This window comes from Vibrio sp. S234-5 (genome assembly GCF_000960595.1).
Taxonomy (GTDB): Bacteria; Pseudomonadota; Gammaproteobacteria; order Enterobacterales; family Vibrionaceae; genus Vibrio.
The window spans coordinates 57,052-83,273 of the sequence record NZ_JZAM01000195.1 but is presented as its reverse complement, the minus strand read 5'-3'; the positions used below and the strand labels follow the sequence as shown (position 1 = coordinate 83,273).

The window sequence follows — 26,222 nt, the reverse complement described above, 5'->3', positions numbered from 1 at the left end:
GTTGCCGTTCACTTAACGTGAGCGGCACTTATCTGAAAGGAGAGTCTACAGGTATTGAGTTTATGTACTCTCTTCCATAGTAATATTGCGACCCGCTTGATCCAGATACATACTTGGTGAAGCGCAAGCTTATGATGTTGTTGAGGTTTTAGTGATGGGCATGCAAAGTGGCGGTGGGGAAGAAGGCGGCAATGAATGCAGCACGACCGATGCCAACGCAGAGCAGTATCCGGCTTGGGATGCCTCGACTATTTATACCAACGAAACTTATACCAACGAAACGGTTAGCCATAACAGTTTCGTTTATCAAGCCAAATGGTGGATCCAAGGTAATGAGCCTGGTAGCGATTCGGTATGGGTAAATATCGGCCCAGCCGCATGTCACTAAGTTCATGATGGTATATTAAAGTCAGGTCCATATCCGCCAATCGACTGGTGGATATAGACAATATTTTTTCATAGACAGAATCAATATTCTCATTGAGCGCGCTGTTTCATTGAAGACAAGTCATTTATCGTGCCAACGGTTTCATTTTAGAGTGGAACAGAGTGTGTTTATTGATATTGTTCAAGTTGATTTTATTCTTATCTGGATAATCCGAAACTTTGCCTCTACTGTATTATCTTGACTGATTTCAGTTAATATAATAATTACGGGTGCTATTTGTTATTTTTAAATATATTGAGGTGAATATGAAATATCTATTGCTGGCACTAATTCTGCCGTTTAGTGTTTCTGCTCATATAATAGATGTCAATAATGATGCGGAATTTTCCAGCCATCCGCAAATGATTGAGAAAGAAAAGTATGCGGAAACAACGGATCCTGAATACAAAACAGCGCTAACTCGGCATGTGGTTTTTTTTGATCTAAAAGATAGTGTGACCGAATCACAGCGAGAAGAGATTATCCATCGATTTTTAGAGTTGCGTAATAGTACTCGTTATGGAAAACCATATATTCATAACATCGAAGTTGGACATGGTAATATTAGTCGGGAAGGAGTAGGAAAAGGGTACGATGTCTCATTTATTGTGAGTTTTTTATCTCAAGGGGATTTGAATTACTACGTTGGTCAGCCTGCGATTAGTGACCCTAAATTCTACGACCCTATGCATCAGGCATTTAAGGAGTTTGTCGGGCCTTTTCTCAAAGTAAAGAAAAACCCGGACGGTAGTGACAATGTTGGTGTGTTGGTGTTTGACTACCAGCTAACCAGTGTTGACTAAGCTCCTTTTAGTTTGAAACCCTTTTTAGTTTGAACCCCTTTTTAGTTGAAGCAGAGCCAAGCTGAAAAGGATGGGCGTGAAATTGAATGTCTGAAATAAAAATGTCTTAGGTACTTTGGCCTAAGACATTTTTCGTAGAGTGTTTTTTGTACAGCGGAAAGATAGCTAATAATTGATTAGTGTTGCAGCGGCGGTGTTAAAATCTGCGTATCGCAATCATACCCATCTCCATTTAGCTCCATGATTTCGCAAGAGCGCTTGAGAACCTCTTGAGGGGTTGCCCAACTCGTTTGCCAGTTGTCTTGATCAAAGCGTACATCTTTAAACAGATCCCACATGATCATGCCTGTTTTGCCTCCTTTGGCCACGTGGTTGAGAATCTCTACCAGTGATTCATGTTGTAGCACAAGCGAGCCGGTTGCCCTACTTCAAAGCCGACATTAATGGTTGGTGCAATGAGTAGCTTCTTCGGCTGGATTGAACTTTGTGCATAGCTTGGTGCCCCTTTCACGATAGCGTGCTCTGGTGAGCTTTGGCCATCAGTAACCAGTGAGTACGCGCCCGATTTTAGCCAAGTGATTTTCCATTCGAATGCATCCATATCTGCATGCCAAAACTCCTCATAGTCAACACAAAGGTGAAAGCGTATATTTTATAGAAATGGGTGAGATGGAACACTGTCCGGCTGATGAAGTGATTTTTTCTGGTGGAGAAAACGTGCCTTGTTGTGCCAACGCAACGGCTGTGAACGAAGCTGAACTCTCTGAGTGATAGCAAGCAATGAACTTTCGCCAAGCCCCGCAATAAAAAACCACCGCATTGAAGCGGTGGTTTTCTCTCTTTTCAATTGATCATTTTATTGCCATGTTGATTTAGCCCAAATGCTTAGGGGCAAGGGACTTGATCCCAGAACCAGGTGGCGCTGGTTGATGGCGTCTCCCACACACCTGGGTTGTTTTTCGCCACAAAGCATTCGCCGCCGTAGATGACGGTATCACCGTTATTGACTTGCGTTTGTCCAGGAATCCACTCAATCACCTCGCCGGGTTCGCTGCTGCCGTTGTCGCCACTGTCTCCGTTATCTACACCGCCGCTTGAACCACCACAGTCGCCCGCATCGGACGCGGTGCGCCACACGCCATACTCGCCAGTGGTGCCCGGTTCTTCGCCGCGAGTCCACCAACCCGCTCTCCAGGTTTGGCCATCATGGCTCACGCGATCGCCTTCGACGTAAGTGGTCGCAGCATTCCAATTGCTTTCACAGGTTTCGTCTGTATCGCCAGCAAGGACCGTAATATCGCGTTTGGCCGTGGTGGTTTGGTGCGCGCTATCGGTGACTCGGTAGGTTAATTGGTACTCACCCGCCACGCCGCTATCGACATACCCCGTGACTTCGATGCTATCGGTTAAATTGCCGTCTTCTTCATCATAGGCGCTTACTCCGGCCATGACATCGAAGGGGCTATCGAGCGTGATCTTGCTATTATTAACCCCTTGGAGTACGGGCTTAGCACTGTAGACCTCAACTGAACGTACCTCTGAGATGTTGTTGCCATCGCTGTCAGCAACATGGTAGGTCAGCGCATAGCTGCCGACCGCGCGAGTGTCTACGTGCCCTTCAACGTGGATGTGGTTGGTCAAATCGCCATCTTCTTGGTCGGTTGCACTGACACCAGCCATTGGGTTGAAGTGGGAGTTGTGCAAAACTCTCGTATCATTGACGCCACTTAACACGGGCTCGCCGCTGGCTACAGGCGGTGTTTGACCATGAACGAATGAACCGTAATCCTTAATGAATTGTTCATTATAAGCTTGGCCTGCGGCATTGGTGCCCATATCCCAGTTGACCGACCAAGTCATCACACCACGTAACGGTTGACCTTGAGAAGCAAGCTGCTCAAAAGCACGGTACAGATCTTGCGGCTCTTTCACATAACCTGTGGCAGCGGCATCAATGCTTGAAGGAATACCAAACACCAGTTTGTTGTGTGGAATCTTATGGAAACCGCGCGTGCCGTTCGACAACGAATCGGAAATGTAATAAATGAACTCCTGTTTCAGTGCATCGTTATTTTGTGCGATCCAACCAACACCATCGACCCAAATGCCATCACCGCCTTGGTTGTAAAACTGTGGGTTGATCCAATCGTAATACCCTTCCAGATTATCGATATACGGTACGTATTTTCCACCTTGAGTCAGGTAGGGAAACTCCGGTGCCATGGTGATAAGAAAATTTTTGCCTTGCGCGCGGTAGTGATCTTTGACAATGCGCAGTGCCGCTGGAATCACGGTTTGGTTGTCCGCCGCGGTGACGGCCGACTGCTCAAGGTCAATGTCTAAGCCGTCAAAGCCATAGTGATCGGTCAAGCGAATGATCTCGTTGGCAAAGGCGTGCTCATCACCAGTGCGCAGTTCAACATGCGCATCGGCACCGCCAAGTGCTAACAGCACTGACCGGCCTTGTTTATTCAGATCTTCTATCTGCTGGATAAACGTCTGTTCCGTCAACCCGGTCGCGGGGTCGAGGTGGAATGTGGGAATGCGGCCATCAGCGGTGTTGTATACCTTCATAAAGGAGACATTGACGACGTTGTACATAGGATTGACCTCTTCAAGGCTAACGCAAGGCGCATTGCCCCCTTGATAGCCGCCGCCATCACACCAGTTATGCCAATAACCGACAACCACGTTATTTTCAGGGTTGACCATTTCATTAGCAGAAGAAAAGGTTGAGAAAGAGGCGAGACCCAATCCAATAATTGCTGATAGTTTATTTAAGTTCATACGTACTCTTATTTATTACAGTTTTAATCCCAAACTTGATAAGGGATGCCGATATATACGCGATAGGGAAAATGATTTCCTACCTGCGTGATGAATAATGGACGCAAACTATATCGGTTATTGGTTTAATCTAAAAAACGATATGCGGGGGTTTTCCCCGCAACACCCTGTTTAGGGCCAATGTATTCTTTAATTGTATGGTTTTGGTTGCTCGATGTCTTTGATTATTAAGCTTTAAACCAGTATTGGCGAGGCTTGGTGAGCGCTGGTGGGGGATAATCCCCCGGATTGCGTTTTGTTACTTCCCTCGTATTCATTCATTATAGTGACGTTATAGTCCTACCGACAAGGTGTAAGAAGCGATGAGAGGAGTTTTAATCGACAGATTTATTCTGCTAAAGAATTGCCTTCTTTACTTGTGATTAATCTAATTTCTAGAGAGGAACGCTTATTTGGATTTTTTATTAAGAACCAATAGCTATTCACTAGCACATCGTATTTTTATATTTGATCGAGCATTGAATATTAATAATTTATTTTTTAAATAACAGAGAAAGTATGTACAGAACAACAATGTTTTTAGGTTCTGTTTTTTTAGCAACCAATGCTTACTCGGCGCAAATGCTGCCGAATAATATGATTGCAGACCTAATATCACCGAACAATGTTTCCCAAAGCTGGAACAGTTACCAAATTTCACTGAAAAACAACGGGAGTAACGCCATTGAACTGCATAACCAAGAACTTAGCTTCAGCACGCCGATCGGCCTTTACAGTGCGCCTTGGGGAGTTCAAGGCGCCGACTTACGCCTGAAATCGGCGGTAAAAGAGGGGAGCCAGTACAAAAATACCCTCGTTTTTAATGCCAATAACGGCTCGACGTTGCTGCTACAGCCGGGCAAGAGTATCACCATGACGTTTGGTTATGGCGGTGTTTTAGAGGAAGCCATGGTGGAAAACTCGTTCACTTTTGCCGGTGAAGGCGGCAGTGTAGAAGAGCCGAGTCATCCACCGACGGTGACACTGACCAAGCCAAGTAAAAGCCTCGAGATTGTACAAGGGCAGCCTTTATCGATGGCCGCCTCCGCCGCAGACCAAGATGGCGATTTGGCTGGAGTAAAATTTTATGTCGCGGGACGCATGGTTTCTGATGACAAAACTGCGCCATATGCCTTTAATGCACTCGACTTGGCGGTGGGGAGTCACTCAATCTACGCACAAGCGTATGATAAAAAAGGCAATGTGACTAAGAGTGTCAGTCGTACTGTCACGGTTCAAGCCGACAAGGGCAATGCGCCGCAAGTGAACATCACTCAACCAACTGGCGCAAGCGAGTTGACTTTAGGTGACACTTTGCATGTTACTACCACTGCGACAGACAGCGATGGTGACTTATCTATGGTTGAGTTTTATGTCGATGGGCAAAAGCTCGCCAGTAAGACGCAGGCACCGTTTAACTTCCAGTTTACTCCGGCCAATGAGGGGCTCTATTCCTTTCATGTGGTTGCCGTGGATGCCAAAGGTAATCGCGCCGAAGCACAGCCACAGCAGCTTAAAGTGGTTGAACCTGCGGTAGAAACGCATCCACCAGTGGTGGCGATTGTCTCGCCGAATAAGGATGTGACTACTTTGCAAGGGGAATCGGTGCTGTTTCAAGCGGCAGCGTCTGATCAAGATGGCGATTTGAAAGCGGTGCGTTTTTACACCAATGGTCAACTCCTGACTACCCAAGCGAGCGCGCCTTACCAGGTCAATATTCTGGCACAGCAAGGAACCACACAAGTTGTTGCTGAAGCGCTCGATCAAGCTGGGCACACTACTCGCTCGTCTGTGATCAACATTACCGCTAACAGTTTGTCGCAAGGTGAATCTGGCGGCGCGGCTGATTGTGATGCTCCCCTATACCAAAACGGTGTGCAGTACAAAGCGGGCGATAGAGTGAGCAACAATGGTGCGACCTACGTGTGTCAGCAGTTTGGCTGGTGTGGCCAAGAGGCGTATGCCCCTGGAGTCGACTGGTATGGCAACGATTATTGGAAAGATGCCTGGAAACTGGAAAACGCGTGTGATGTGCAGCTGAATCTGCCGCCGACCATCCGTTTGACACTGCCTGAAGTTATTGCTGGTAACGAATTTGCGTTTACCGCGGAGGTAAGCGACGAAGATGGTTCGGTGACTCAGGTGGAGTACTACCTTGAAAGTGTATTGCAAGGCGCGGTAACTCAGGCTCCTTTCGCGTTAGGCCACTCCGGTCTAGAAGAAGGGGAGTATAGCGTGTTTGCAGTGGCTACCGATGATCAGGGCGCGCAGACCCGTTCAGAAACAGTCTCGTTACAGGTTGAAAAAGCCTTTGTTGGCAATCGTTTGACGATTCAGTTCCCGAACTTCGACCATAAGGATCTGCTCAACCCACCTGCGGAGCTGGCGAATCAGACCCTGACGGGCTCGCTATATTGTCCAACGGATGGTTCAACCAAGCTGTTTCAAGGCACTTGGGGCGAAACCGTGCACGTCGATGAACTGGAAGCGTGCCAATATCAACTGAATCTTGATGGCTTCAGCGGCTACGTGGCGCGTTTCTCTCCTTGGGTGGTGGACTTTAGCCAGTCGCAAGATCAGCAGCAAAAGGAGGTCGATGCCTTATATCGTGCGCCGATCGCCACAGACGATCTGCTGCCGCTGGGGGGCGTGAAGGTAGAAACTTTCCTTGAAGGGATCTACCAACCACGCGCGATGGCGATGGGCGACAACATGATTTTCGTTGGCTCGTCGGCCATTATGCTCGATAGCGAGCCATTGGCGGGCGCTATTTATGCGATTCAACTTGATCCGCAAACTCAGCAACCAGTGGCGACTTACATCGTTGCGGAAGGGGAAGAGCCGCATGGCGTCGCTTATCGCGATGGAACTCTTTACTACAGCACGGTAGGCGCGTTGTACAAGATTGACAACATCAACCAGACGTTCAAGTCTCGTCCGGTAGCGGAGAAGATCTTTACCTACCCAGCCGATGGCAGCAAAACGCCGATCCCCCATGAGCAATGGTGGACTCGCATGCAGCACCAAAAGCACCCGATTAAGTTTAATCCACTGGACCCGAGCGATGACAAACTGTACACCGCCATCGGCCTGCCTTGTAACATTTGTACTACGCCGGAAGAGGAGTTGTATGGCACCATTTTGGCGCTGGATCTGGCAACGGGCGACTACGATATTCTGGCTAACGGTATTCGTAACTCAGTCGGATTTGACTGGCATCCGCAGACAGGCGAGATCTGGTTTAGTGACAACAACCGCCAGCAGTTCGATAACCCGGATGAGATCAACCGTATTTCTAACCCAGGTCATCAAAACTTCGGCGCGCCAATCTTCTTTGGTAAGGATACGCGCGGTTTAACCGATAAGGAAATGGCTAATTGGCAAGAGATGTTGCTGGGCCGTCACCCGATCATTCCGCCAAAAGCGATTTTGCCGCAAATCGACTATGACGTGGTCAAACCGACGGATTTTGCCGGTGCAGAGTTCAATATTTTTACCAACAGTGCGCCGCTTGGGGTGAAGTTTTGGCCAGCGTATTCGCCATCGGACAAGGTACAAAATCTGATTTACATCACTCACGGCAGCAGTGAGGCTGAGCATCCGGGTCTGGAACTGCGCATGTTGACGATTGAAAATGGCGACAAAGTGATCCATGAACGTCCTCTGGTGACAGGCTGGATGCGTGATCGCGCGGCAGTGGAATCTTACACCTGTTTAACCGACGCTTGTATTGGCCGACCAGCGGAATTTTTAGAACTGCAAGATGGCTCGTTGCTGGTTTCCGATGATAAAGCCAATGTGCTCTATCGTGTGTCGTATGACCCAAGCGGTGCAAACCTCAAGCAAGTGACCTTGACTAGCACGCCAGCACCGGATGAGAGTGTCAGCGACCAACTGGTGAGCGGCGCGTTGATCCACCCTAATGGTCATGAGAGTAAATTCCATGTCGCTTGGGGCGCACCAGAGATGAACATCGATGGTCTAGAGAACGGCACGTATAAAGTGCGTTTGAATGACGTGGGCGATTACATTCCAGAGCAGCGTCTATTTGACATCACCATCTCAGATCAACATCCGAGTGAAAGCATTACGCTCAAGTACATGGAAATGCCGCAACTGCAAGGTGTGGTGAAGTTTGTCGCCCCCGCCAAACCGACTGGGGAAAGTGAAGAGAGCTTAGTGCTGACCATCGAAGACGTAGCCAGTAAACAAACATTTGAGCGTGAAGTAGCTTGGGGAAGCCAAGTCGAAGAGACATTGGGTTACGGAAAATACAAGGTCCGGTTCCCGTATCTGGACAATCACTACCCGCAACCTGCAATGCAAATCGTGGAAGTCAATGAATCAAGCCTAGAGCATACTTTAAACGTGGTGTATATCGGTTTCGAGAATGGCGGCGATTTGATGGGGCAATGTTTCGCGTGCCATTCATCTGATTACTTTGATGCTCCGGCTATTGCAAACAAGTGGAATGACAGTGGTTACGATCTCTTAGTTGAGCAGATTGTAAAAATGAAGGTTGCTGAGCATTGCGATGTCACTTGTGCAAAATCTATTGCTGACTATCTGTTTGATGAAGTGTGGGATAAGTATCTGAACGTAGAGGAAGCATTTGGGGAACGCCAAATCAGATTGCTGACCAGCTACGAGTACGCCAACAGTATCAAAGATTTGTTTGGCCTGACGGTCGACAAAAACAAGTTGCCGAAAGACAAGTACGAGCGTGAGTTTAAGTTTGCCGGCCAGTCGGAGCAAGGTGTGGTTCTGGCAGATGACATGAAGCTGTATCACTCCATGGCTGTTGAGATTTCTCAAGCGTTGAATCTCGAGAATATTGGCTATGGCGACAACGTGGATAAAGGTCAATTTGTCGCCGATATGGGGCTTAAGATTTACCGTCGCCCACTGAATGCTGATGAACTGAGCCGATTTACTGGCTTCTTGAATCAGTACGGTGTGCGTGACTTGGTGGCCTCAATGCTGCTGTCGCCCAATTATCTCTACCGCTCTGAGCTGGGTAAGGTGACGGACCAAGCGGGCGTGTATGAGCTCTCTCAGTATGAGGTTGCGGCGGCGCTCTCATACAGCTTCCTGGGTACCACACCAAGTGCCTCGCTTCTGGCTAAAGCGCAGCGTGGTGAGCTGGCGACTGATGAACAGATCGTCAATGAAGTCGCCGACATGCTGCAGAGCGCTCGTGGGATTGAACGCTTTACCGATTTCATAGGCTATTATGTGCATACGCAAGTGCAAGAGTTGCCAGAAAAACCGGGCCTTTCCAGCGAAGTAGTCGAAGCTATGGTGCAAGAACAGGTGGAGTTTATTCGCCACTTCCTAACTGAGGGACAAGGTACAGTTGAAGAATTGTTCAATCCGAACTTTACTTTTGTCAATGGCACGCTGGCCCAGCACTACGGTATTGCCGGTGTGACAGGCGATGAGTTCCAGAAAGTGACGGTTGATAACGGTCAGCGCGGCGGTTTGTTGCATCAAGGTTTAACCCAAGTGGTGAACTCAGATTATGCCGCAACCTCGCTGGTCAAACGTGGCCTGATGATTCGCCAGAATCTGCTGTGTCGTACCATTGGGGTACCAGTGAATGTGGATCCGGATTCGATTGAACTGCCTGATACGCCAATCACTACCCGTGAGCGTTGGGACACGATCAACGGCGAGCAAGCGTCCGATGGTCAATGTTGGCAATGTCACCAGTTCATGAATGACACTGGAGCATCGCTGGAAAACTACAGCCAGACTGGGCAATGGCGAGTGCAAGAACAAGCGTACAACGACCCGAGCGTGACACTGGCGATTGATGCCTCAGGTCCACTGGTCGACAACACAGGTTCGCAAGTGTGGTTGGAGTTTAACAACGCGCGGGATATTTCCGCCCACTTCCCAACCAACGCCACCGTGCTGCAATGCTTGGCAGACAGCTATTTCCGCTATGCGATGGGACAAAAAGTGGATGAAGACTCGCTAGCCGGGGTACAAGAGATGACTGCCCAACTAGAAAAAACGGGCTCTGTACGTGAAATGCTTGAAGTCCTCGCGACCTCGCAAATGTTTAAATTTAAAAAGGAGAGTAACTAATGTCTTTTCTAAAAAGCCGTCGACGTTTTCTACAAGCGGCCGCAGGGGCAAGTGTGCTTGCTCCACTTTCTCTACCGGGTTTAAGCCGTATCGCCCATGCAGGCACGACGGGGCAGGCAAAAACTAAAGTCGTCTTTTTTGTCGTCCCTGATGGGCTAGCAACGGATAGTTTCTCTGGTCAACACAATAAAGGCTTGTGGTTTCCTACCACATATCTTGCTGGTGCCTTAGATACAGAAGAATTTACTTTAAATGAAGTAAGTAAAGAGCTTGGAGCTTACAGAGAAAAATCTCTTTACTTACAAGGTATCATTCTTGGTAATGGTAATGCGGGCCACGGTGGCTGGGCAGAAGTATTACGAGACAAAGAGAAGGATAATAGCTCGATAGATGTGTTGCTAGGCGATGTGATGCCAGGAACTGATCCATCGCAGCGAGCGATATTTGCCGGCCCACACGCAACTGACAGCGTGAACTGGTATGTCTCTTGGGATGGCAAAAACAAGCGAACGCCACAAGGAAACCCTCGTTTGTTGTTTGAAAATATTTTTGGTACGAATTACAGCGGAGCTAAAGCCAGTTCACCAGCAAATAATAATGGCACTCATTTGTTTGACCCGATCAACGATGACATCCAAGCCCTACGTTCGGCCCTTTCTGGGCGAGAGCGTCAAAAACTGGATACGCATTTAGACTCTGTTGAACAAGTGGTTCATGACATGGACTCTACGGTGCCAGTTACGGCTGAATGTAGCCCGATAAAACCGGAAGACAACCCAATTATGTCTGCGGATTTTCGTAATCAAGTGCAATCAAGCCACAGTCAAGTTGTAGCGACGGCATTGAGCTGCGGAATTACTCGGGTAGCGACGATACAGGTTGGACGCTCTGCTGACCAGGTGGTTATCAAAGAGGCCAGCTTGAAAGCCAACCCTCATGACTTGGCGCATCGTTACAAGAGCCAGCAAGAGTGGAAAGAGAGCCGGAAATGGTACGCACGCCAAGCAAAACTGTTTTTGGATGAGCTTGCTCGTCACTCAGACCCAGATGTGCCTTCTGATTCTTTGCTGGCACACACCTTAGTGGTGGTGACTTCGGAAATGTCTGATGGCGCGCCTGAGCATCAGTATAACCAGCCAATGCTCTTAGTGGGTGGCGCATCTGGGCTGCTCAACCATGGCACAGGCTCTGGACGTTATTACAACATTCAGCAGCATGCCGACAGAAGCCACTGGGCGACGGGTGGTCAGGTTGACCAGCAACGAATCTGGGCGACGCTTGCAGAAGCGATGGGCACCCGTGTGCCTTATAGCGGTAATACCAACGTGGTGCCGAATATTTTCCACAACGTCAGTTAATGTCGGCCGAGCAAACCGAAGCAGGGTGCCTTGCACCCTGCAATATCAGAGAAGATACAATGAAACGTAAATCCTATTTATGGTTGCCGAGCTTGCTGGCACTCTTGCTGCTCGGCTGTGAGAATGATGCCGTTCAAAGTGGCTCACAAGCACCATCCGAATCTACGCTATTGGCTGCGGATTCGCAGGTTGAAATGCAGCATAAAATCGTGACACTACAAGGTGTAATTAAACCCGCCAACCGCGAAGTGCCCTTTGTTGAAGTGCCTGCGGTGGTGACCTTGGAAGAGTTGAACCATGGCGGTGAAGCGAAAGTGATCGCTTCCACTTTAGTCAAAGCGAGTTATGAAGAGGGATTTTTAGCCAGTTACCAGTTGCAATACGACACCCGCTTACTAAAGAAAAACGGCAAATATTATGTGCGCGTTGCCGCGAATCAAAATAACCAACTGCTATGGAGCAACAACATTTTGTCCTCGGGCGTGGCGCATCCGCGCAGCGACAGTGTTGTCAATATTACCGTGAGATAGGTCGTCCAGAGGTTTGTTCGCTTGCGAAAAGGGCTCTCATCAAGCGAACAAATGTGTGCAAAAAGGCGGGAGATTAGCTGTCCTCAAAATCCGAGATCAGTAAATTGGCGGCAGCAAAAGCCGCTTTCTCTCGTGTCTCTTTCGGTAGGGTTTCATCGGCCGCGATGTCATTTAACGTTTTCACCGCACAAGCAATGGCTTGGGGAATGTAGGCTTGATCGCCACTGCCAATTTGCGCGTAAAGCTCGCGAACCATTTCACAACAACCGTATACTTGCATGGTTCTCTCCTCAATGTTGAATAAATGATAACTGCTCTCGACTATACACACAGCGCTTTTGAAACTCAAAGTAGAGAATTGTCTTGGCGCAACGTTTAGGTGGGGGCGGGTAAAGATTGAACAACCGAGAGTGACGATACTAAGAAATATCGCCGGTTCATCGGTGACGTCAAACGGGCAAATAAAAAGGGGAGTGGCTTGGCCAATCCCCTTTTCTCAACTCTTCGTCAGCAATCTTATTTCAGCTGCGCTTTGATGTGCTCAACGATATCGGCCATCGCTACTGGTGTTTTTTCACCAGAACGACGGTTTTTATATTCGAAGTGACCTTCGTCCATGCTGCGATCGCCAATCACGATAGTGTGAGGGATACCGATCAGTTCCATATCAGAGAACATCACACCTGGGCGCTCTTTACGGTCATCGAACAGCACTTCGATACCCATAGCGGTCAGTTCAGCGTAAAGCTTTTCAGCCGCTTCTTGAACGCGCTCAGATTTGTGCATGTTCATTGGTACAATAGCGACTTGGAAAGGCGCGAGTGCGTCTGGCCAAATGATGCCGTATTTGTCGTTGTTTTGTTCGATAGCCGCTGCAACAACGCGAGAAACACCGATACCGTAACAACCCATCTCTAGGATGACGTTTTTACCGTTGGAATCGAGCACGCCACAGTTCATCGCTTCAGAGTAGACATTGCCGAGTTGGAAAATGTGACCCACTTCGATACCACGTTTGAGCATCAATGTGCCTTTTCCACATGGGCTTGGATCGCCTTCGACGACGTTACGGAGGTCAGCAACTTGGCCAAGCTCTACATCACGACCCCAGTTAATACCGAAGTAGTGTTTGCCATCGATGTTTGCGCCCGCGCCGAAATCGCTCATGACAGCAACCGAGCGGTCAACGATAAATGGTAACTTAAGGCCGACAGGGCCAAGAGAACCTGCACCGGCACCAATCAGTTCACGCATCTCTTCTTCCGTTGCCATCTCTAAAGGCGTTGCAACTTCAGCAAGGTTTTCTGCTTTGATTTCGTTGAGTTCGTGGTCACCACGGATGATCAGTGCAACGATAGGCGCTTCAATTGCGTCCGACGCTTTAACGAATAGCGTCTTAACGGTTTTCTCGATTGCGATACCGTGCTGTTCAACCAGTTCAGCGATGGTTTTGGCGTTTGGCGTATCTACTAGCGTCATCTCTTGAGTTGGCGCTGCACGCTCAACCGCAGGAGCGACGGCTTCTGCTTTCTCGATGTTGGCGGCGTAATCGGATTCAGTCGAGAAGGCGATGAGGTCTTCACCACTTTCAGCCAGTACGTGGAACTCTTGAGAGCCGTTACCACCGATCGCACCTGAGTCTGCGAGTACTGGACGGTACTCAAGGCCCATGCGGTCGAATGCTTTACAGTAAGCATCGTGCATCGCTTGGTAAGATTTTTCTAAGCCAGCTTTGTCGATATCGAAGCTGTACGCATCCATCATGCAAAATTCACGTGCACGCATCACACCAAAACGAGGGCGACGTTCGTCACGGAATTTGGTCTGGATCTGGTACAGATTGAGAGGAAGCTGCTTGTACGAGCTCACTTCGTTGCGAACCAACGCGGTAATCACTTCTTCTGCGGTCGGGCTTAGGACAAACGGACGAACATGGCGATCAGTAAAGCGAAGCAGTTCCGGGCCCATTTTTTCAGAGCGGCCTGTCTCTTCCCATAGTTCAAACGGCTGCACAACGGGCATCAAGGTTTCGATTGCACCTGCATTGTCGATCTCTTGACGAACGATGTTTTCGACTTTACGCAGCACACGCAGACCGGTAGGCAGCCAAGTATATAGACCTGAAGCCAGCTTACGGATCATACCTGCACGTAGCATGAGCTGGTGGCTCACTACTTCTGCGTCGTTTGGAGTCTCCTTCAGAGTAGAAAGAAGATATTTACTGGTACGCATTCTATGGTATCCGTTTCATCATGTTTAAAAGCCCCTCACCAAAGAGGGAGTAAAATTAAGCTGACTATGATATCAGCCATTGCTCAATGTCAAAAGCCTTCGATAGAGGTAACCGTCACTAACTTGTCGGTTACGATAAATTTCACGTTCAAATCGAACAAATTTACCGCGTATTGCTTCTCATCGGCGCGATTTTTCTTATAAGCCGGGCGCGGATCTTGCGCTAAAACCTGAGCGATAACGTCACGCTCGTGTGCGCCAGTGGCTCTCTTTTGCAGCGTCTGTTCTGCCTGGGCGCTAAATTGCACCAAAGCCTGTTCGGGCGCTTGTTCTGCGTACCCACCCAGTGCCTCGGGAATGGAATCGGAGTAGGGGATGTAGGGTTTGATATCGACAATTGGCGTACCATCAACCAGATCGACACTCCCCAACTCAAGATAGATCTGCTCGCCCTGTTTGCTCACGCCTTTAAGCTCGACGGCTGACATGCCGATGCCATTGGGGCGAAACGTTGAACGCGAAGCAAACACGCCAACCCGTTCATTGCCCCCTAAACGCGGTGGACGCACAGTCGGCTTCCAGCCAGCTTCAAGGTTTTGATCAAACAGAAACAGCAGCCAAAGGTGTGAGAACTGCTCTATTCCTCTGACCGCTTCTGGGCTATTGGCCGTGCCACTCAGTTTGACTCTGGCACTGGCTGCAGGCACCAACCTTGGCTGACGAGGGACGGCAAATTTTTCTTTATATGGGCTTTGGATAATACCGATGGGTTCGATGGTGTACATAGCGTTTGTGGCGGCTGAATAGAGAATGGAGCAAAGCTACCACACTTTTTTACTTGCAACTCTTTTTGATAATAACTATCATTTGTTATGTTATATTGTAACACTTAATTGCGAAGGAAATTAAATGAAACCGGGAATCCATCCTCAATACCGCCAAGTGGTGTTTCATGACACCAGCGTCGATAAATATTTCTTGATCGGGTCAACATTGCAAACCGATCGCACCATTGAGTGGGAAGATGGCCAGACGTACCCCTATTTCACCATTGAGGTGTCATCGGAATCACATCCGTTTTACACCGGCAAGCAGCGTGTGGTGCAAAAAGAGGGTCGAGTGGCGAATTTCAACCGTCGTTTTGGCCAATTTAACAAAGAAACGGAGCAGTAACATGAAAGTATTATCGTCGCTGAAAAGTGCCAAAAGCCGCCACCCTGATTGCCAAATCGTCAAACGCAGAGGGCGCTTGTATGTGATTTGCAAATCCAATCCTCGTTTTAAAGCGGTGCAAAAGTAGGCTAAGTATCAAATGGTTAGTTGTAAACAGATATCGCACGCAGTAATGATTTTCTCTTGATTATAATTCTGGTAAATATTTGTTTTATAGATGATGCGACCATTTTTGGGTCACAATCTGGTTATAAATACGGCTATTTTGCAATAAATTGTAACATTTGTAATTTTTATTTCCCTCCTTGCTCAAGTACCCTGCGCCAGATTTTGACATTTCTGTCACATTTGCTCAGGAAAAACTACAAGGAGGGAACAGATGAGTTCATCTGCTTCAATAAATCACTCTTCACCAAAGAAGTCGCTGTTTACGCGTTTTCTTGATTCGGTGGAATATTTGGGGAACTTGCTACCCCATCCCATCACTCTATTTGCCCTTTTCTGTTTGGCGATCTTAATTTCATCTGGCATTGCCGGCTATTTCGAGGTTTCTGTTGTCGACCCTCGCCCAGAAGGTGCGAAAGGTCGCGCCGCCGATGGCATGATCCACGTGGTCAGCCTGCTCAATGCGGATGGTCTTGAACTGATCGTCACCAATCTGGTGAAAAACTTTGTTGGCTTTGCGCCACTAGGGACGGTTCTGGTGGCGATGCTGGGTGTGGCGATTGCCGAATATTCGGGTTTATTGTCTGCGGCAATGCGTGGTCTGGTCATGGGTGCCTCAAAGCGGATGGTGACGGTCACGGTGGTATTCGCGGGCATCATCTCCAACACCGCTTCTGAGCTTGGCTACGTGGTCTTAATCCCACTGGCAGCAATGTTATTCCATTCTCTTGGTCGTCATCCATTGGCGGGCCTCGCTGCGGCATTTGCCGGTGTGTCGGGTGGTTACTCGGCAAACCTGTTGATTGGTACCGTGGATCCACTGCTGTCGGGCATTACCGAAACCGCTGCACAAATGATTGATCCGAGTTACACCGTTGGTCCGGAAGTCAACTGGTACTTCATGTTTGTCTCGACGTTTGTGATTGCGGGTTTGGGCGCGTTCGTGACAGAGAAAATCGTCGAGCCAAAACTGGGCAAATACAACGATGAAGAGGCCTCAGAAGATCTTAGCCAAGACAAAATGGGCTCATTGACGGCGCTGGAGAAAAAAGCCCTTAAGCTTGCAGGTCTGGCAACGCTGGTGGTCTCGGCACTTTTGGCGTGGACCGTGGTTCCTGCCGACGGCATTCTGCGCTCTGATGCGGGCACGATTGCTGGCTCCCCATTTTTGAAAAGCATCGTCGCGTTCATTTTCGTCTTCTTCGCCGTACCGGGATTTGTCTACGGTAAAGTCGTCGGCACGATGAAAAGCGACCGTGATGTGATCAATGCGATGTCGAAATCGATGTCGTCGATGGGCATGTACATCGTGCTGGTATTCTTTGCCGCGCAGTTTGTTGCCTTCTTTAAATGGACTAACTTTGGTCAAGTGTTTGCCGTTGCGGGCGCAGAATTCCTGCAAGAGATTGGCTTAACCGGTCCAATGCTGTTTTTTGCCTTCATCTTGATGTGTGGTTTTATCAACCTGATGATTGGCTCAGCCTCTGCGCAATGGGCCGTGACTGCACCCATTTTCGTACCTATGCTGATGCTGGTGGGTTATGCGCCAGAAGTGATTCAGGCCGCTTACCGTATCGGTGACTCGACCACGAACATCATCACGCCAATGATGAGCTACTTTGGCTTGATCCTTGCCGTTGCCACCCGCTATATGAAGAACCTTGGCATCGGTACCTTGATTGCGGTAATGCTGCCGTACTCCTTAGTGTTCATTGTTGGTTGGAGCTTGCTCTTCTACGTGTGGGTGTTCGTCTTTGGCCTGCCTGTTGGTCCGGGCGCAGCGACGTACTACACGCCTTAACGCGCTGAACGAAAGAAAAAGCCTGCAATTTCGCAGGCTTTTTTTATTCTCATTGAAGCAGCGCTTCGCATTGATTCAGCGCTTGGCCAAAATTCTGTCGAGATGATTGGCAAACTCGCGTCGTTCGGTTTGCGACAGTGCCGCTGGTCCACCCGTTTGGATACCGCTTGAGCGCATGGTGTCCATAAAATCGCGGATATTAAGCCGCGCCTTGATGGTGTCGTTGGTGTAGAGCTCACCTCTGGAGCTTAATGCCAGCGCGCCTTTACTGATCACCTCATCAGCCAGTGGAATGTCTGACGTAATCACCAAATCACCCGCTTCGGTGCGTTTGACTATCTCATTGTCAGCAATATCAAATCCAGCTGGAACTTGAATGGAGTGGATATTTTGCCTTTTGGGTACAGGCACCACATGATTGGCGATAAAGGTGCACTCAACGCCGGTGCGCTCTGCGGCGCGGACGATGGTCTCACGAATCACTTTCGGACAGGCGTCCGCATCAACCCAAAGTTTCATGCGCTTGTCCCCGTGTTGAGTTGTGCCTCTAGAGAAGTAAGACGCGCGGCCAGTTCGGCCACGTTTTTTTCCAATTGGGCAATACGTTCGGCTTGGTCGGTTTCTGTTTGAGACGCTGCCACTTCCACTTTGGGTACGCGCTGGGCACTCTTCCAACTTTTGATTGCGGCGATTAGGGCAGGCATCGGCACTAACGTGTTCATGCGCGCTCGCACTAGGGCGACGGTAGGCTCTTTGCCTTGTTGTTGCAACTGCTCCAGCACGGCTTGCAACTGTTCGGTAACGTCTTGAGTTAACATAATCGGTCTCTAATAACGATATATCCCTCATCATACGTTGAGGTTTAGCGTTTGGCGAATGGCAATTTCGGTAATTGCTTGTAAGAGATATCTCACACGCTTTGTAAGAAAAAGCGAATTCAGCGTACGTCATTTCATGAATGTTCTATGGTAACTTACTGATAATAAAAGGTTGTAAATGAAATGTAATGGATATCATGGTGTTTTTTCTTAGTTAAACGATTGCTCCGATAAGGAAAAAAGGTAAATTAGGCCTTGTCGGAAGGATGCTGACACGGAACAGGAAACGCCAAGGACTTGGTTATCGTCAGGATGACGATTTGGTTGCTCAGGAAGAGGAATCAAGCAAGGAGCGCAGGACATTGTACGGACGCAATCACTAATAGGATGTTAGTGAGCAAGGAATGACAATGGACCCCTCTAAGGATTGAGGTAAGGACCGCTTCAGGATGAAGCAAGGGACACCGCTCAGGGAACAAGTGATGTGCGCTAACGAGGAATGTTAGCAGTCGGGAAGACACAGGACACCGCTAGGACGGCGACGTAAGGAATAGCTGAAGGATTCAGCCACTATTATGGATGATGCAGGGAGCATTATTAGTAGCCGGACTGCTGCGAGTAAGACTATAGCCCCGATACTCTGTATCGGGGCTTTTCTTATCCCCAGCCCTTTAAGCCGAACCAATGGTTTGGCCTCTTATAAAAAATTCACAAACAACGTCTAAAAAACAATCTGGATCAATAACCTATTGTGCAAGTTGGTTTAATTTCGGCTTCTCTCTTTTGACACTCACGGCCGCTTAGTGTGCCGATGTCAAGGCTATCAAGGATACGATGTGACCATAGTAACCAGAAGAACGCTGCTTCTTCCTTACAATGATTCATTAAAGCTCGAGTTTGTCATGCTCAATTGCTGTGCGAAGAATCGCGCTGAGTTAGGCGGGCCCTATACGGTCGCGAATGCGAAACTGCTGTTTGATAAAGTGCTCAATGATCCCAACATTCATGCCATGGCGGTCTTGGATAACTACAATCGCGAATACATGGGACATGTGTATATCGCTGATCTTGATTCTCAGCCGACACTTGGGTTTCTATTTGACAAAGCCTATTGGGGCCAAGGGATTGCGACGGAAACTTTGAAAGCGTTTCTGCCCAAAGCGGTATACGATTTGCAACTTGAACAAGTCACTGCTTGGGTTAAACCGAGCAACAAGGCGGCAATCGCGCTGCTGAGTAAACTCGGTTTCTATCGCCAGCCACAAAGCGGCCAGCGAGAAGAAGCATGGCAGATGCTGTTTACATCCGATGTGGTGGCAGGAAAAAGTTCAGCGGCCTAAAACCGCTCATGATGAGGTGACCTTGATAACAATCATCACCAAGCGATGAAAATTCAAAGTGATAGACTGTATGCCAACGCCAGACACCGTCTGGCGTTTTCAGTTTATGCGCGCCAAAAGCCACACTGATGAGCTGCAAATCCAGTTGTTCACACTTGCGCACAATCGCTGATTTGGCTAGCTCCGACTGTTGCCGTTGTTGCCAAAACAGAAAGCAAAAGAGCGCTAAGCCGAGAATGGCCAAAAGATCACCCATCATTTAACGTTATCCTTTCGTTGCCTGTTGCAGCTTGCGTAGTGCAGAGGAGAGTTCTTCACTTGGACTTGAATGCAATAGTGGCAATAGCACCATGCGAAGTTCTGGCAACATCACCAGATCAGCAAATAGCTGGTTGAACAGAAGCTGATTTCCTGTTTGCGCCAAACGGGTCAAAAAGCGCTCCGCCGTTTGGCTATCGCTGAGCCAGTGCCAAGCGCGACCAGCAATGCCAATTAACACTTCTTGGTGGCTTAATCGGGCACTGGATAAAATGGTCTCCAACAGCGGTTTTATCTCTGAGGGTCTCGCTCCTGCGAGGGCGCGGGCGTAAGCGGAAATCAGAAAAAGATCTGGGTTGGGCTGCGAAAGGGCCGATTGGGTCAGGTCAATTAAACGGGCCGCCAGCTTGTCGGGTAGCTCAGTGTGTTCCAAAGCACCTAACAAGGCGTACAGTGGCTGACTGGGCAGATGAGCGAGCGCTTTTCGCACCAGTACGCCATTTTGCTCACGATCCAGCCGGGCGCAGAGATCGGTTATCCCTTGCAAACCCACAGTTTGCCAATTATCCCAGCCCAATGAACCGGCGAAATAAGCCTGTGCGTGTTCATAGTATTGGCTGGCTGGGAGGTCGAGCTGAGCGCGAAGTTGGCTATGAAATACCGCCATTTTGTCGTCTGCTGGCTTGAAGGTGTAGGGGTTATTCGCCAGTTTTTGCTGCTGCTCTTCTGACATTTCTTGCGATAAGCGAGTACCCATCGCCTCAATGATATATTTGATGAAGTTGCCGATGTCTGCTTGTTTGAGCAAGCCGCGCTCATCGAGTTCAAACTTTAAAAACCACACCCACGGTTGTTTTTGTTCGTTCCAGTAGGCAATGGCTAAATGCGCTTTTCTCTGCAGCGGATAAGGGTAGGCCGCCGCGCCTTGCTCAATGTGAGCGAAATCGTGATTGGTGATGGTTTTGATTCGGCGTCCTAAATCAAAGACGGTGTACTCGCAGTGGCTGTTTTGCAGCAACTGAGTAAGGGTATGAATGGTATCCATTAACACTGATGTCCTAACTTTCTTTCCCCATTAGATGGTATCATTCGCGGCTAATTCAAGGTGAGGATGGAAAGATTAATGACCAGTCGCACACTTTTGCTCTCTTTATTGGTTGAGTTGCAAGCGGAGCTGAAAACCGTCGCACTGTGGCAAGAACGCATGCCGCCCGCCAAGGCGTTGCAAAGTGTTGAACCTTTTTCGCTGGATACCTTGGCCCCTGAGCAATGGTTGCAGTGGATTTTTATCCCGCGTATGCAGGCGCTGCTCGATGCACAAAGCGCGACGCCAACGGGTTTTGCTATCACCCCTTATTTTGAACAGGTGTGGCAAGCGCAGCCAGAGCACAATCGAGTGATTGACGTACTGAGAAAAATTGATGAGGTAAGCTGTTAATGTTGGAGATAATTTATCAGGACGAGCACTTTGTGGCGGTTAACAAACCCGCAGGTATGTTGGTGCATCGTAGTTGGCTGGATAAGCATGAGACGCAATTTGTCATGCAGACACTGCGTGATCAACTGGGTCAGCATGTGTTTCCGTTGCATCGTCTTGATCGCCCAACATCGGGGGTATTGATGTTTGCTTTATCCTCTGAAGTAGCCTCGCAGGTGATGCCGATGTTTGCCGGACAAGCAATGGAGAAAACTTACCATGCGATTGTGCGCGGTTGGATTGAGGAAGGGGGCGAGCTCGATTACCCACTCAAAGTCGAGCTGGACAAAATTGCCGATAAGTTTGCCTCTCAAGAAAAAGAAGCGCAGGAAGCGATTACACACTATCAGCCGCTGTGCCGTGTTGAGGTGCCTTATTCGACCGGAAAATTCCCCACTACGCGTTATTGCTTGATGGCGTTAAAACCGAAGACAGGGCGCAAGCATCAACTGAGACGCCATATGGCGCACTTGCGTCATCCGATCGTCGGTGACACTACCCACGGTGATGGCAAGCACAACAAGCTGTTTCGCGAGGAATTTGCAGCGCCAAGGTTGTTATTGCACGCTTCAGAGCTGCGTTTTGTCCATCCGTTTACTCAGCAAATGGTGGTGATTCGCGCGGGCGTTGACGCGGTGTGGAAGCAGTTATTTACTCGATTTGCATGGGATTTAGCTGTGCTTAACAAGGCCTAGTGAGTCAAACAAGGGTTGAGCAGTCAACCCTTCTCAGTGGCAGGTTACTTTAGCTTTTCTAAGTCGGCTTCAATTTCGGCAATCTTGCTTGATACGACTTTTTCTAAGTGTTTTAGGTCGGTTAGGATTTTCTGCTTAATGTCGCTTTCGCTCTGCTTCGGCGGTTTGGTGATGCGATTTAACTCGTCAATCACCAACGTCAAATTACGGTTAATCTCCGTCACCTCTTTATATTGGTGACTGCCGCTATCCACTAACACATTTTTTATCTGGCGCGGGTATTTGAACTTAACGCTCTTGGCGAACAGTTCCCCTTTTTGCTTGTGAAAATAGATCTTAAGTACGTCTTTGTGAGCTTCTTGACGCAGTGAGTAACGTTCAATTTGGTTTGGATCGTGAATACCTAATCCGGTGAGGTGTGGATACATAGGCGACCTCTGTTGATGTATGACTGACAAGCTTCAATGTAGCAGCCAGTGCATAGAGTAGATAGCTGATATCTCACCAAATTGTTTAACTTGTGGACAAGATCGCGCTCGATTGAGGATGGACGCTCCCCACCGTGTATGCGACGGGAAGCGTATGATTGCAACTGTTTAAGGTGCGAGCTCGGCAATATTTTGCACCAGTCTCTCGCGCAGCAATTGCTCCTGCTCTTCGTTGAGTCGACCACCCAAATCGCCGGTAAGAATAAACAAGTCTTCCGCTCGCTCGCCAATGGTGGTGATTTTCGCCCCGTGCAGATTAAAGCCCATGTCGGCAAAGGTTGCGCCAACCACAGCCAGTAACCCGGGGGTATCGAGTGCCACCAACTCCATTAAGGTGCGTTTTTTACTCTTGGTCGGTAGAAAATCGACTTTGGTTTTGACTTTAAAATGTTGCAACTTGTGCGGTATGCGGCGGGTTTTGATCTTAGTCGGCCGTCCGTCAGTCAGTACATGAGTGAGATGTTTGACCACAGCTTTGTGACGGTTTTCGTCCACCGCTTCGCCGTTTTGATCCAGTACCATAAAGGTATCAAGTACATAGCCATCTTTGCTGCTCATGATTTGCGCGTCATGCACGTTAAAGTTGCGTCTATCCAGCTCGGCCACCACAGTGGCAAACAGGGCATGTTGGTCTTTGGTATACACAAACACTTCCGTGCCGCCGCGGGTGGCTTTTTTACTCATCAGCACCAAGGGTTGCTCGGGGTCTTCCATACGTAAAATATGCTCGCAATGCCAAGCGATCTGCTGATGGGTGTGGCGCAAAAAGTAGTCCGCTTTGAAACGTTGCCACAGCACTTCGATTTCACGCGCACTGAAGCCTTCTTTGCGCAGCAAGGCTGAAGCGAGTTGCTGATTGTGACGAATACGCTCGCGTACATCGACTGGATTTTCTAATCCACGACGCAAAGCTCTTTGGGTGGAGTAAAACAGTTCGGCAAGCAGAGTACGCTTCCAACTGTTCCACAGCTCAGGATTGGTGGCGCAGATATCCGCGACTGTCAGACACACCAGATATTCCAAGCGTTCTTCATCACGCACTTGTTTGGCGAATTCGGTGATCACGTCTGGATCATAAATGTCACGACGCTGTGCGGTGACGGACATCAGTAGGTGATTACGTACTAACCAAGCGACTAGCTTGGCCTCTGGTTTGGACAAGCCGTGTTCAATACAGAACTCGTAGGATTCGGTTTCACCAATTTCAGAGTGATCGCCGCCGCGCCCTTTACCGATGTCGTGGAAAATCGCTGCGAGAATCAGTAGCTCTTTTTTCTGTAGTCTTGGGTATATTTCACAGCAGATCGGATGCTTTTCGTGATTTTTGGCGTAGCCGAAGGTATTGATGTGGTTAAGCAGGCGAATACTGTGCTCATCCACGGTGTAAACGTGGAACAGGTCAAACTGCATCTGCCCGACGATCTGGCTCCACTGCGGTAAATAAGCGGCAAGCACGCCGAGTTTGTGCATCAAACTAAAGGCACGGTGCAGCGCGTTGGGGTGGCGCACCAGTTCCATGAACTTCTCTCTAGCTTCGGGTAAGGTGTGGAGAAACTTGTTCAGGCGGCGTCTGGCGGTGCGCAGTTGGCGTAAGGTCGGAGGGCTGACGCTATCAATGGTGGAGTCGTTGGCGATGTGCAAAAACATGTCGAGAATGGTTTCAGGACGGGCTTGGAACAAGGCCGGTTTACGCGCTTCAATCAAGCGTCCGCGGCGCTGAAAATCTTCATCAATAATGATGGCAGGTTCCGTCTCGCCACCGTTGATGATCGCTTGATCAAACAGTTTGAGCAGCATTTTATTGAGTTCAGCGACACGACGCAGCGTGCGGTAGAACTCTTTCATCATCATTTCTACACCGCGATTGCCTTCGCCGTGAAAACCCAAATGTTCGGCCACTTGGGCCTGATGAGCAAATGTCAGGCGGTTGTCATAACGTCTCAGTTCAATGTGCAGCGCAAAGCGCACACGCCAGAGAAAGTCCTGACATTCCACCAGTTCACGATACTCAGCGTCGGTGAGAAAACCATAGCGGCTCATCTCAAGCAAAGAGGTCGCACCAAAATGGCGGCGCGCGACCCAACTGAGGGTATGAATATCACGCAGTCCGCCAGGGGTAGATTTGATGTCTGGTTCGAGATTATAGGTGGTGTCGTGGTAGCGGGCATGCCGCTCACGCTGTTCTTGGATTTTCGCTTGGTAAAAGGTTTCGCTCGGCCAGAAAGAGTCCGACAGGACGACTTTTTTCAACGCTTGAAAGGTATTCTCACACCCACAAACGAGGCGTGCTTCTTGTAGGTTGGTGGCCACGGTGAGGTCCTCTCGGCCAACATTGGCACACTCTACAACCGTTCGCACCGCATGGCCCACTTCCAAGCGCAAGTCCCACAGCAGGGTGATGAACTCACTGACTTTGCTTTCAAGTTCGCTAGCGAGCTTGTGTTGGGACAGCACCAGAATATCGATATCCGATAAGGGATGGAGTTCGCCTCGTCCATATCCGCCAACGGCCACCAAAGCGATGTTGTGAATATTGGCAAAACCGTAGTAGCGCCACAAGCGAGTCAGCAGTAGATCCATGTATTCCGCTCTGGCGAGGACCAGATCGGTGACCGGATGGTGGTTGAGAAAGGCGTGCTTTTGCGATTCGGCAAACTGTTCGAGCTGGTTTTTTAAATCCGGCACCACCAGTTGTTCGTCACTGAAGGCTAAAGGAGAGTGAAAAGGCATACTGTGCTGTCCGTGCAATCATCATCTGCAGGAGACTGTAACAGAGTTGCGGACGATAAAAAATATCCCCGCGAGGCGGGGATATTGAGAGATCAGACGTTTTTCATCAAACGTGGAATGGTTTCTTCGCTGCGTAGAGTGAGTACTTCGCAGCCTTCTTTGGTCACCACAATGGTGTGTTCCCACTGCGCCGAATTTTTGCCATCGCCAGTGTAGACTGTCCAGTCGTCTTGTGCATCGACAGTGCAACCAAACTTTCCTGCGTTAATCATCGGTTCAATAGTGAAACACATCCCTTCTTTGAGTACGCGGCGGTCACTATTGCGGTAGTGCACGACTTGGGGATCTTCGTGGAACTCATCGCCAATGCCGTGACCACAGAAATCTTTGACAATAGAGAACTTGTTACGTGGATTGTTCTTGTTGTTGTCTTTAATGTACTTCTCAATCGCTGTGCCGATATCACCGACCGTTGCGCCAGGTTTCACTTGACGCATCCCAACATACAGCGCTTCTTGAGCAACCATACATAGACGTTTGTTGGCTGGTGAAACCTCACCGACTAGAAACATTTTCGATGTATCACCGTGGAAACCTTGTGGTCGAACTGAGAGATCCGCATTTTCGTCGTCAGGAACGATGACGGTAATGTCGACGTTGAGGATGTCCCCGTTTTTCAGCACAGCAGGTTTTAGTTGACCGTTACTACCAATCTCATCTTTGCTGGCTGGAATACCGTGACAAACGATGTGATTGATGGAGGTACAAATGGATTTAGGAAAACCGTGATAGTTCAAAGGGGCTGAATACGCGCCTTTTTCTGTCGCATAGTCGTGGCAAATCTGATTGAGTTCGTCGGTGGTCACGCCTTCTTTAATATAAGGTTCGATCATTTCCAAAATTTCAGCGGCCAGCGCACCTGCAAGTCGCATGCGCTCAATCTGTTGTGCGGTTTTGATTTTAATTGACATTGGCTTTCTCTACTTAAATTCGCAAGCACGGTTATGT

General features: G+C 48.9%; 24 protein-coding genes. 11 read left to right on the top strand and 13 right to left on the bottom strand.

The annotated features are described in order from the left end of the window. Positions 1–154: 154 nt before the first annotated feature. Positions 155–388 carry a hypothetical protein gene (locus tag UF06_RS09600; RefSeq protein ID WP_045570250.1) on the top strand — a complete coding sequence of 78 codons (234 nt, stop codon included), beginning with the start codon at positions 155–157 and terminating at the stop codon, positions 386–388. 305 nt (positions 389–693) lie between these two features. Continuing rightward, positions 694–1,230 carry a Dabb family protein gene (locus UF06_RS09595; RefSeq protein WP_045570249.1) on the top strand — a complete coding sequence of 179 codons (537 nt, stop codon included), beginning with the start codon at positions 694–696 and terminating at the stop codon, positions 1,228–1,230. 176 nt (positions 1,231–1,406) lie between these two features. Here the strand turns inward: UF06_RS09595 and UF06_RS25990 are convergent, their stop codons facing one another. From UF06_RS25990 to UF06_RS09585, 3 genes are all read right to left on the bottom strand, one after another. Continuing rightward, positions 1,407–1,637, bottom strand: a complete 231-nt coding sequence (locus UF06_RS25990; RefSeq protein WP_139046317.1) for a hypothetical protein — start codon at positions 1,635–1,637, stop codon at positions 1,407–1,409. After that, the gene (locus tag UF06_RS09590) at positions 1,613–1,831 is read right to left on the bottom strand and encodes a hypothetical protein (protein ID WP_045570248.1); all 219 of its coding nucleotides are present in this window, start codon (positions 1,829–1,831) and stop codon (positions 1,613–1,615) included. The genes UF06_RS25990 and UF06_RS09590 overlap by 25 nt, the downstream gene beginning before the upstream one ends. 284 nt (positions 1,832–2,115) lie before the next feature. After that, a complete protein-coding gene (locus UF06_RS09585) occupies positions 2,116–4,017 on the bottom strand; it encodes an immunoglobulin-like domain-containing protein (protein WP_045570247.1) in 1,902 nt (633 codons plus the stop codon). A gap of 558 nt (positions 4,018–4,575) precedes the next feature. Here UF06_RS09585 and UF06_RS09580 point away from each other — a divergent pair. From UF06_RS09580 to UF06_RS09570, 3 genes are read left to right on the top strand one after another with little or no spacing between them, the layout of a single operon-like run. After that, a complete protein-coding gene (locus UF06_RS09580; RefSeq protein ID WP_045570246.1) occupies positions 4,576–10,149 on the top strand; it encodes an Ig-like domain-containing protein in 5,574 nt (1,857 codons plus the stop codon). Then, a complete protein-coding gene (locus tag UF06_RS09575) occupies positions 10,149–11,507 on the top strand; it encodes a DUF1552 domain-containing protein (RefSeq protein ID WP_045570245.1) in 1,359 nt (452 codons plus the stop codon). Before UF06_RS09580 ends, UF06_RS09575 begins: the two co-directional genes overlap by 1 nt. Before the next feature lie 59 nt (positions 11,508–11,566). Then, positions 11,567–12,037 carry a hypothetical protein gene (locus UF06_RS09570; RefSeq protein WP_045570244.1) on the top strand — a complete coding sequence of 157 codons (471 nt, stop codon included), beginning with the start codon at positions 11,567–11,569 and terminating at the stop codon, positions 12,035–12,037. Between the two features lie 73 nt (positions 12,038–12,110). On the opposite strand, the gene UF06_RS09565 is transcribed toward UF06_RS09570, so the two are convergent. The 3 genes from UF06_RS09565 to tsaA all read right to left on the bottom strand — a co-directional run bounded on the left by UF06_RS09565 (position 12,111) and on the right by tsaA (position 15,054). Continuing rightward, positions 12,111–12,317 carry a YaeP family protein gene (locus UF06_RS09565; RefSeq protein WP_045570243.1) on the bottom strand — a complete coding sequence of 69 codons (207 nt, stop codon included), beginning with the start codon at positions 12,315–12,317 and terminating at the stop codon, positions 12,111–12,113. 236 nt (positions 12,318–12,553) lie between these two features. Next, positions 12,554–14,269 carry a proline--tRNA ligase gene (locus UF06_RS09560; protein WP_045570242.1) on the bottom strand — a complete coding sequence of 572 codons (1,716 nt, stop codon included), beginning with the start codon at positions 14,267–14,269 and terminating at the stop codon, positions 12,554–12,556. Between the two features lie 89 nt (positions 14,270–14,358). Further along, positions 14,359–15,054 (bottom strand): tRNA (N6-threonylcarbamoyladenosine(37)-N6)-methyltransferase TrmO, encoded by a 696-nt coding sequence (tsaA, locus tag UF06_RS09555; protein WP_045570241.1) that lies wholly within the window; start codon positions 15,052–15,054, stop codon positions 14,359–14,361. A 124-nt stretch (positions 15,055–15,178) separates the two neighbouring features. Here tsaA and UF06_RS09550 point away from each other — a divergent pair, with 124 nt between their 5' ends. The 3 genes from UF06_RS09550 (at position 15,179) to UF06_RS09540 (ending at position 17,408) form a co-directional block, all read left to right on the top strand. Then, positions 15,179–15,442 carry a type B 50S ribosomal protein L31 gene (locus UF06_RS09550; protein WP_039439800.1) on the top strand — a complete coding sequence of 88 codons (264 nt, stop codon included), beginning with the start codon at positions 15,179–15,181 and terminating at the stop codon, positions 15,440–15,442. Position 15,443: 1 nt separating this feature from the next. Further along, positions 15,444–15,569, top strand: coding sequence for a type B 50S ribosomal protein L36 (ykgO, locus tag UF06_RS09545; RefSeq protein ID WP_039430308.1), 126 nt, complete (start codon positions 15,444–15,446; stop codon positions 15,567–15,569). A gap of 252 nt (positions 15,570–15,821) precedes the next feature. Further along, positions 15,822–17,408, top strand: coding sequence for an AbgT family transporter (locus UF06_RS09540; RefSeq protein ID WP_045570240.1), 1,587 nt, complete (start codon positions 15,822–15,824; stop codon positions 17,406–17,408). 75 nt (positions 17,409–17,483) lie between these two features. On the opposite strand, the gene UF06_RS09535 is transcribed toward UF06_RS09540, so the two are convergent. Both UF06_RS09535 and UF06_RS09530 read right to left on the bottom strand, forming a co-directional pair. Next, complete coding sequence (locus tag UF06_RS09535; RefSeq protein WP_045570239.1) at positions 17,484–17,927, bottom strand: YaiI/YqxD family protein; 444 nt, start codon at positions 17,925–17,927, stop codon at positions 17,484–17,486. Continuing rightward, positions 17,924–18,226, bottom strand: a complete 303-nt coding sequence (locus UF06_RS09530; RefSeq protein ID WP_045570238.1) for a hypothetical protein — start codon at positions 18,224–18,226, stop codon at positions 17,924–17,926. The genes UF06_RS09535 and UF06_RS09530 overlap by 4 nt, the downstream gene beginning before the upstream one ends. Positions 18,227–19,062: 836 nt before the next feature. On the opposite strand from UF06_RS09530, the gene UF06_RS09525 reads away from it, so the two are divergent. Beyond that, positions 19,063–19,566 carry a GNAT family N-acetyltransferase gene (locus tag UF06_RS09525; RefSeq protein ID WP_045570237.1) on the top strand — a complete coding sequence of 168 codons (504 nt, stop codon included), beginning with the start codon at positions 19,063–19,065 and terminating at the stop codon, positions 19,564–19,566. Here the strand turns inward: UF06_RS09525 and UF06_RS09520 are convergent. Beyond that, on the bottom strand, positions 19,526–19,825 hold the full coding sequence (locus tag UF06_RS09520; protein ID WP_045570236.1) for a DUF3301 domain-containing protein: 300 nt from the start codon (positions 19,823–19,825) through the stop codon (positions 19,526–19,528). The genes UF06_RS09525 and UF06_RS09520 overlap by 41 nt on opposite strands. Positions 19,826–19,831: 6 nt before the next feature. Further along, positions 19,832–20,869 carry a DUF3549 family protein gene (locus UF06_RS09515; RefSeq protein WP_045570235.1) on the bottom strand — a complete coding sequence of 346 codons (1,038 nt, stop codon included), beginning with the start codon at positions 20,867–20,869 and terminating at the stop codon, positions 19,832–19,834. A 78-nt stretch (positions 20,870–20,947) separates the two neighbouring features. Here UF06_RS09515 and UF06_RS09510 point away from each other — a divergent pair, with 78 nt between their 5' ends. Both UF06_RS09510 and truC read left to right on the top strand, forming a co-directional pair. After that, on the top strand, positions 20,948–21,262 hold the full coding sequence (locus UF06_RS09510) for a YqcC family protein (RefSeq protein WP_045570234.1): 315 nt from the start codon (positions 20,948–20,950) through the stop codon (positions 21,260–21,262). Then, the gene (gene truC, locus UF06_RS09505) at positions 21,262–21,996 is read left to right on the top strand and encodes a tRNA pseudouridine(65) synthase TruC (RefSeq protein WP_045570233.1); all 735 of its coding nucleotides are present in this window, start codon (positions 21,262–21,264) and stop codon (positions 21,994–21,996) included. The genes UF06_RS09510 and truC overlap by 1 nt, the downstream gene beginning before the upstream one ends. A gap of 44 nt (positions 21,997–22,040) precedes the next feature. Here the strand turns inward: truC and UF06_RS09500 are convergent, their stop codons facing one another. From UF06_RS09500 to map, 3 genes are all read right to left on the bottom strand, one after another. Continuing rightward, positions 22,041–22,424 (bottom strand): DUF3461 family protein, encoded by a 384-nt coding sequence (locus tag UF06_RS09500; protein ID WP_039430299.1) that lies wholly within the window; start codon positions 22,422–22,424, stop codon positions 22,041–22,043. Between the two features lie 168 nt (positions 22,425–22,592). Continuing rightward, entirely contained in the window at positions 22,593–25,214 is a 2,622-nt protein-coding gene (gene glnD, locus UF06_RS09495; RefSeq protein ID WP_045570232.1) for a bifunctional uridylyltransferase/uridylyl-removing protein GlnD, read from the bottom strand. Positions 25,215–25,306: 92 nt separating this feature from the next. Continuing rightward, complete coding sequence (gene map / locus UF06_RS09490; protein WP_045570231.1) at positions 25,307–26,185, bottom strand: type I methionyl aminopeptidase; 879 nt, start codon at positions 26,183–26,185, stop codon at positions 25,307–25,309. Between the last annotated feature and the right edge of the window lie 37 nt (positions 26,186–26,222).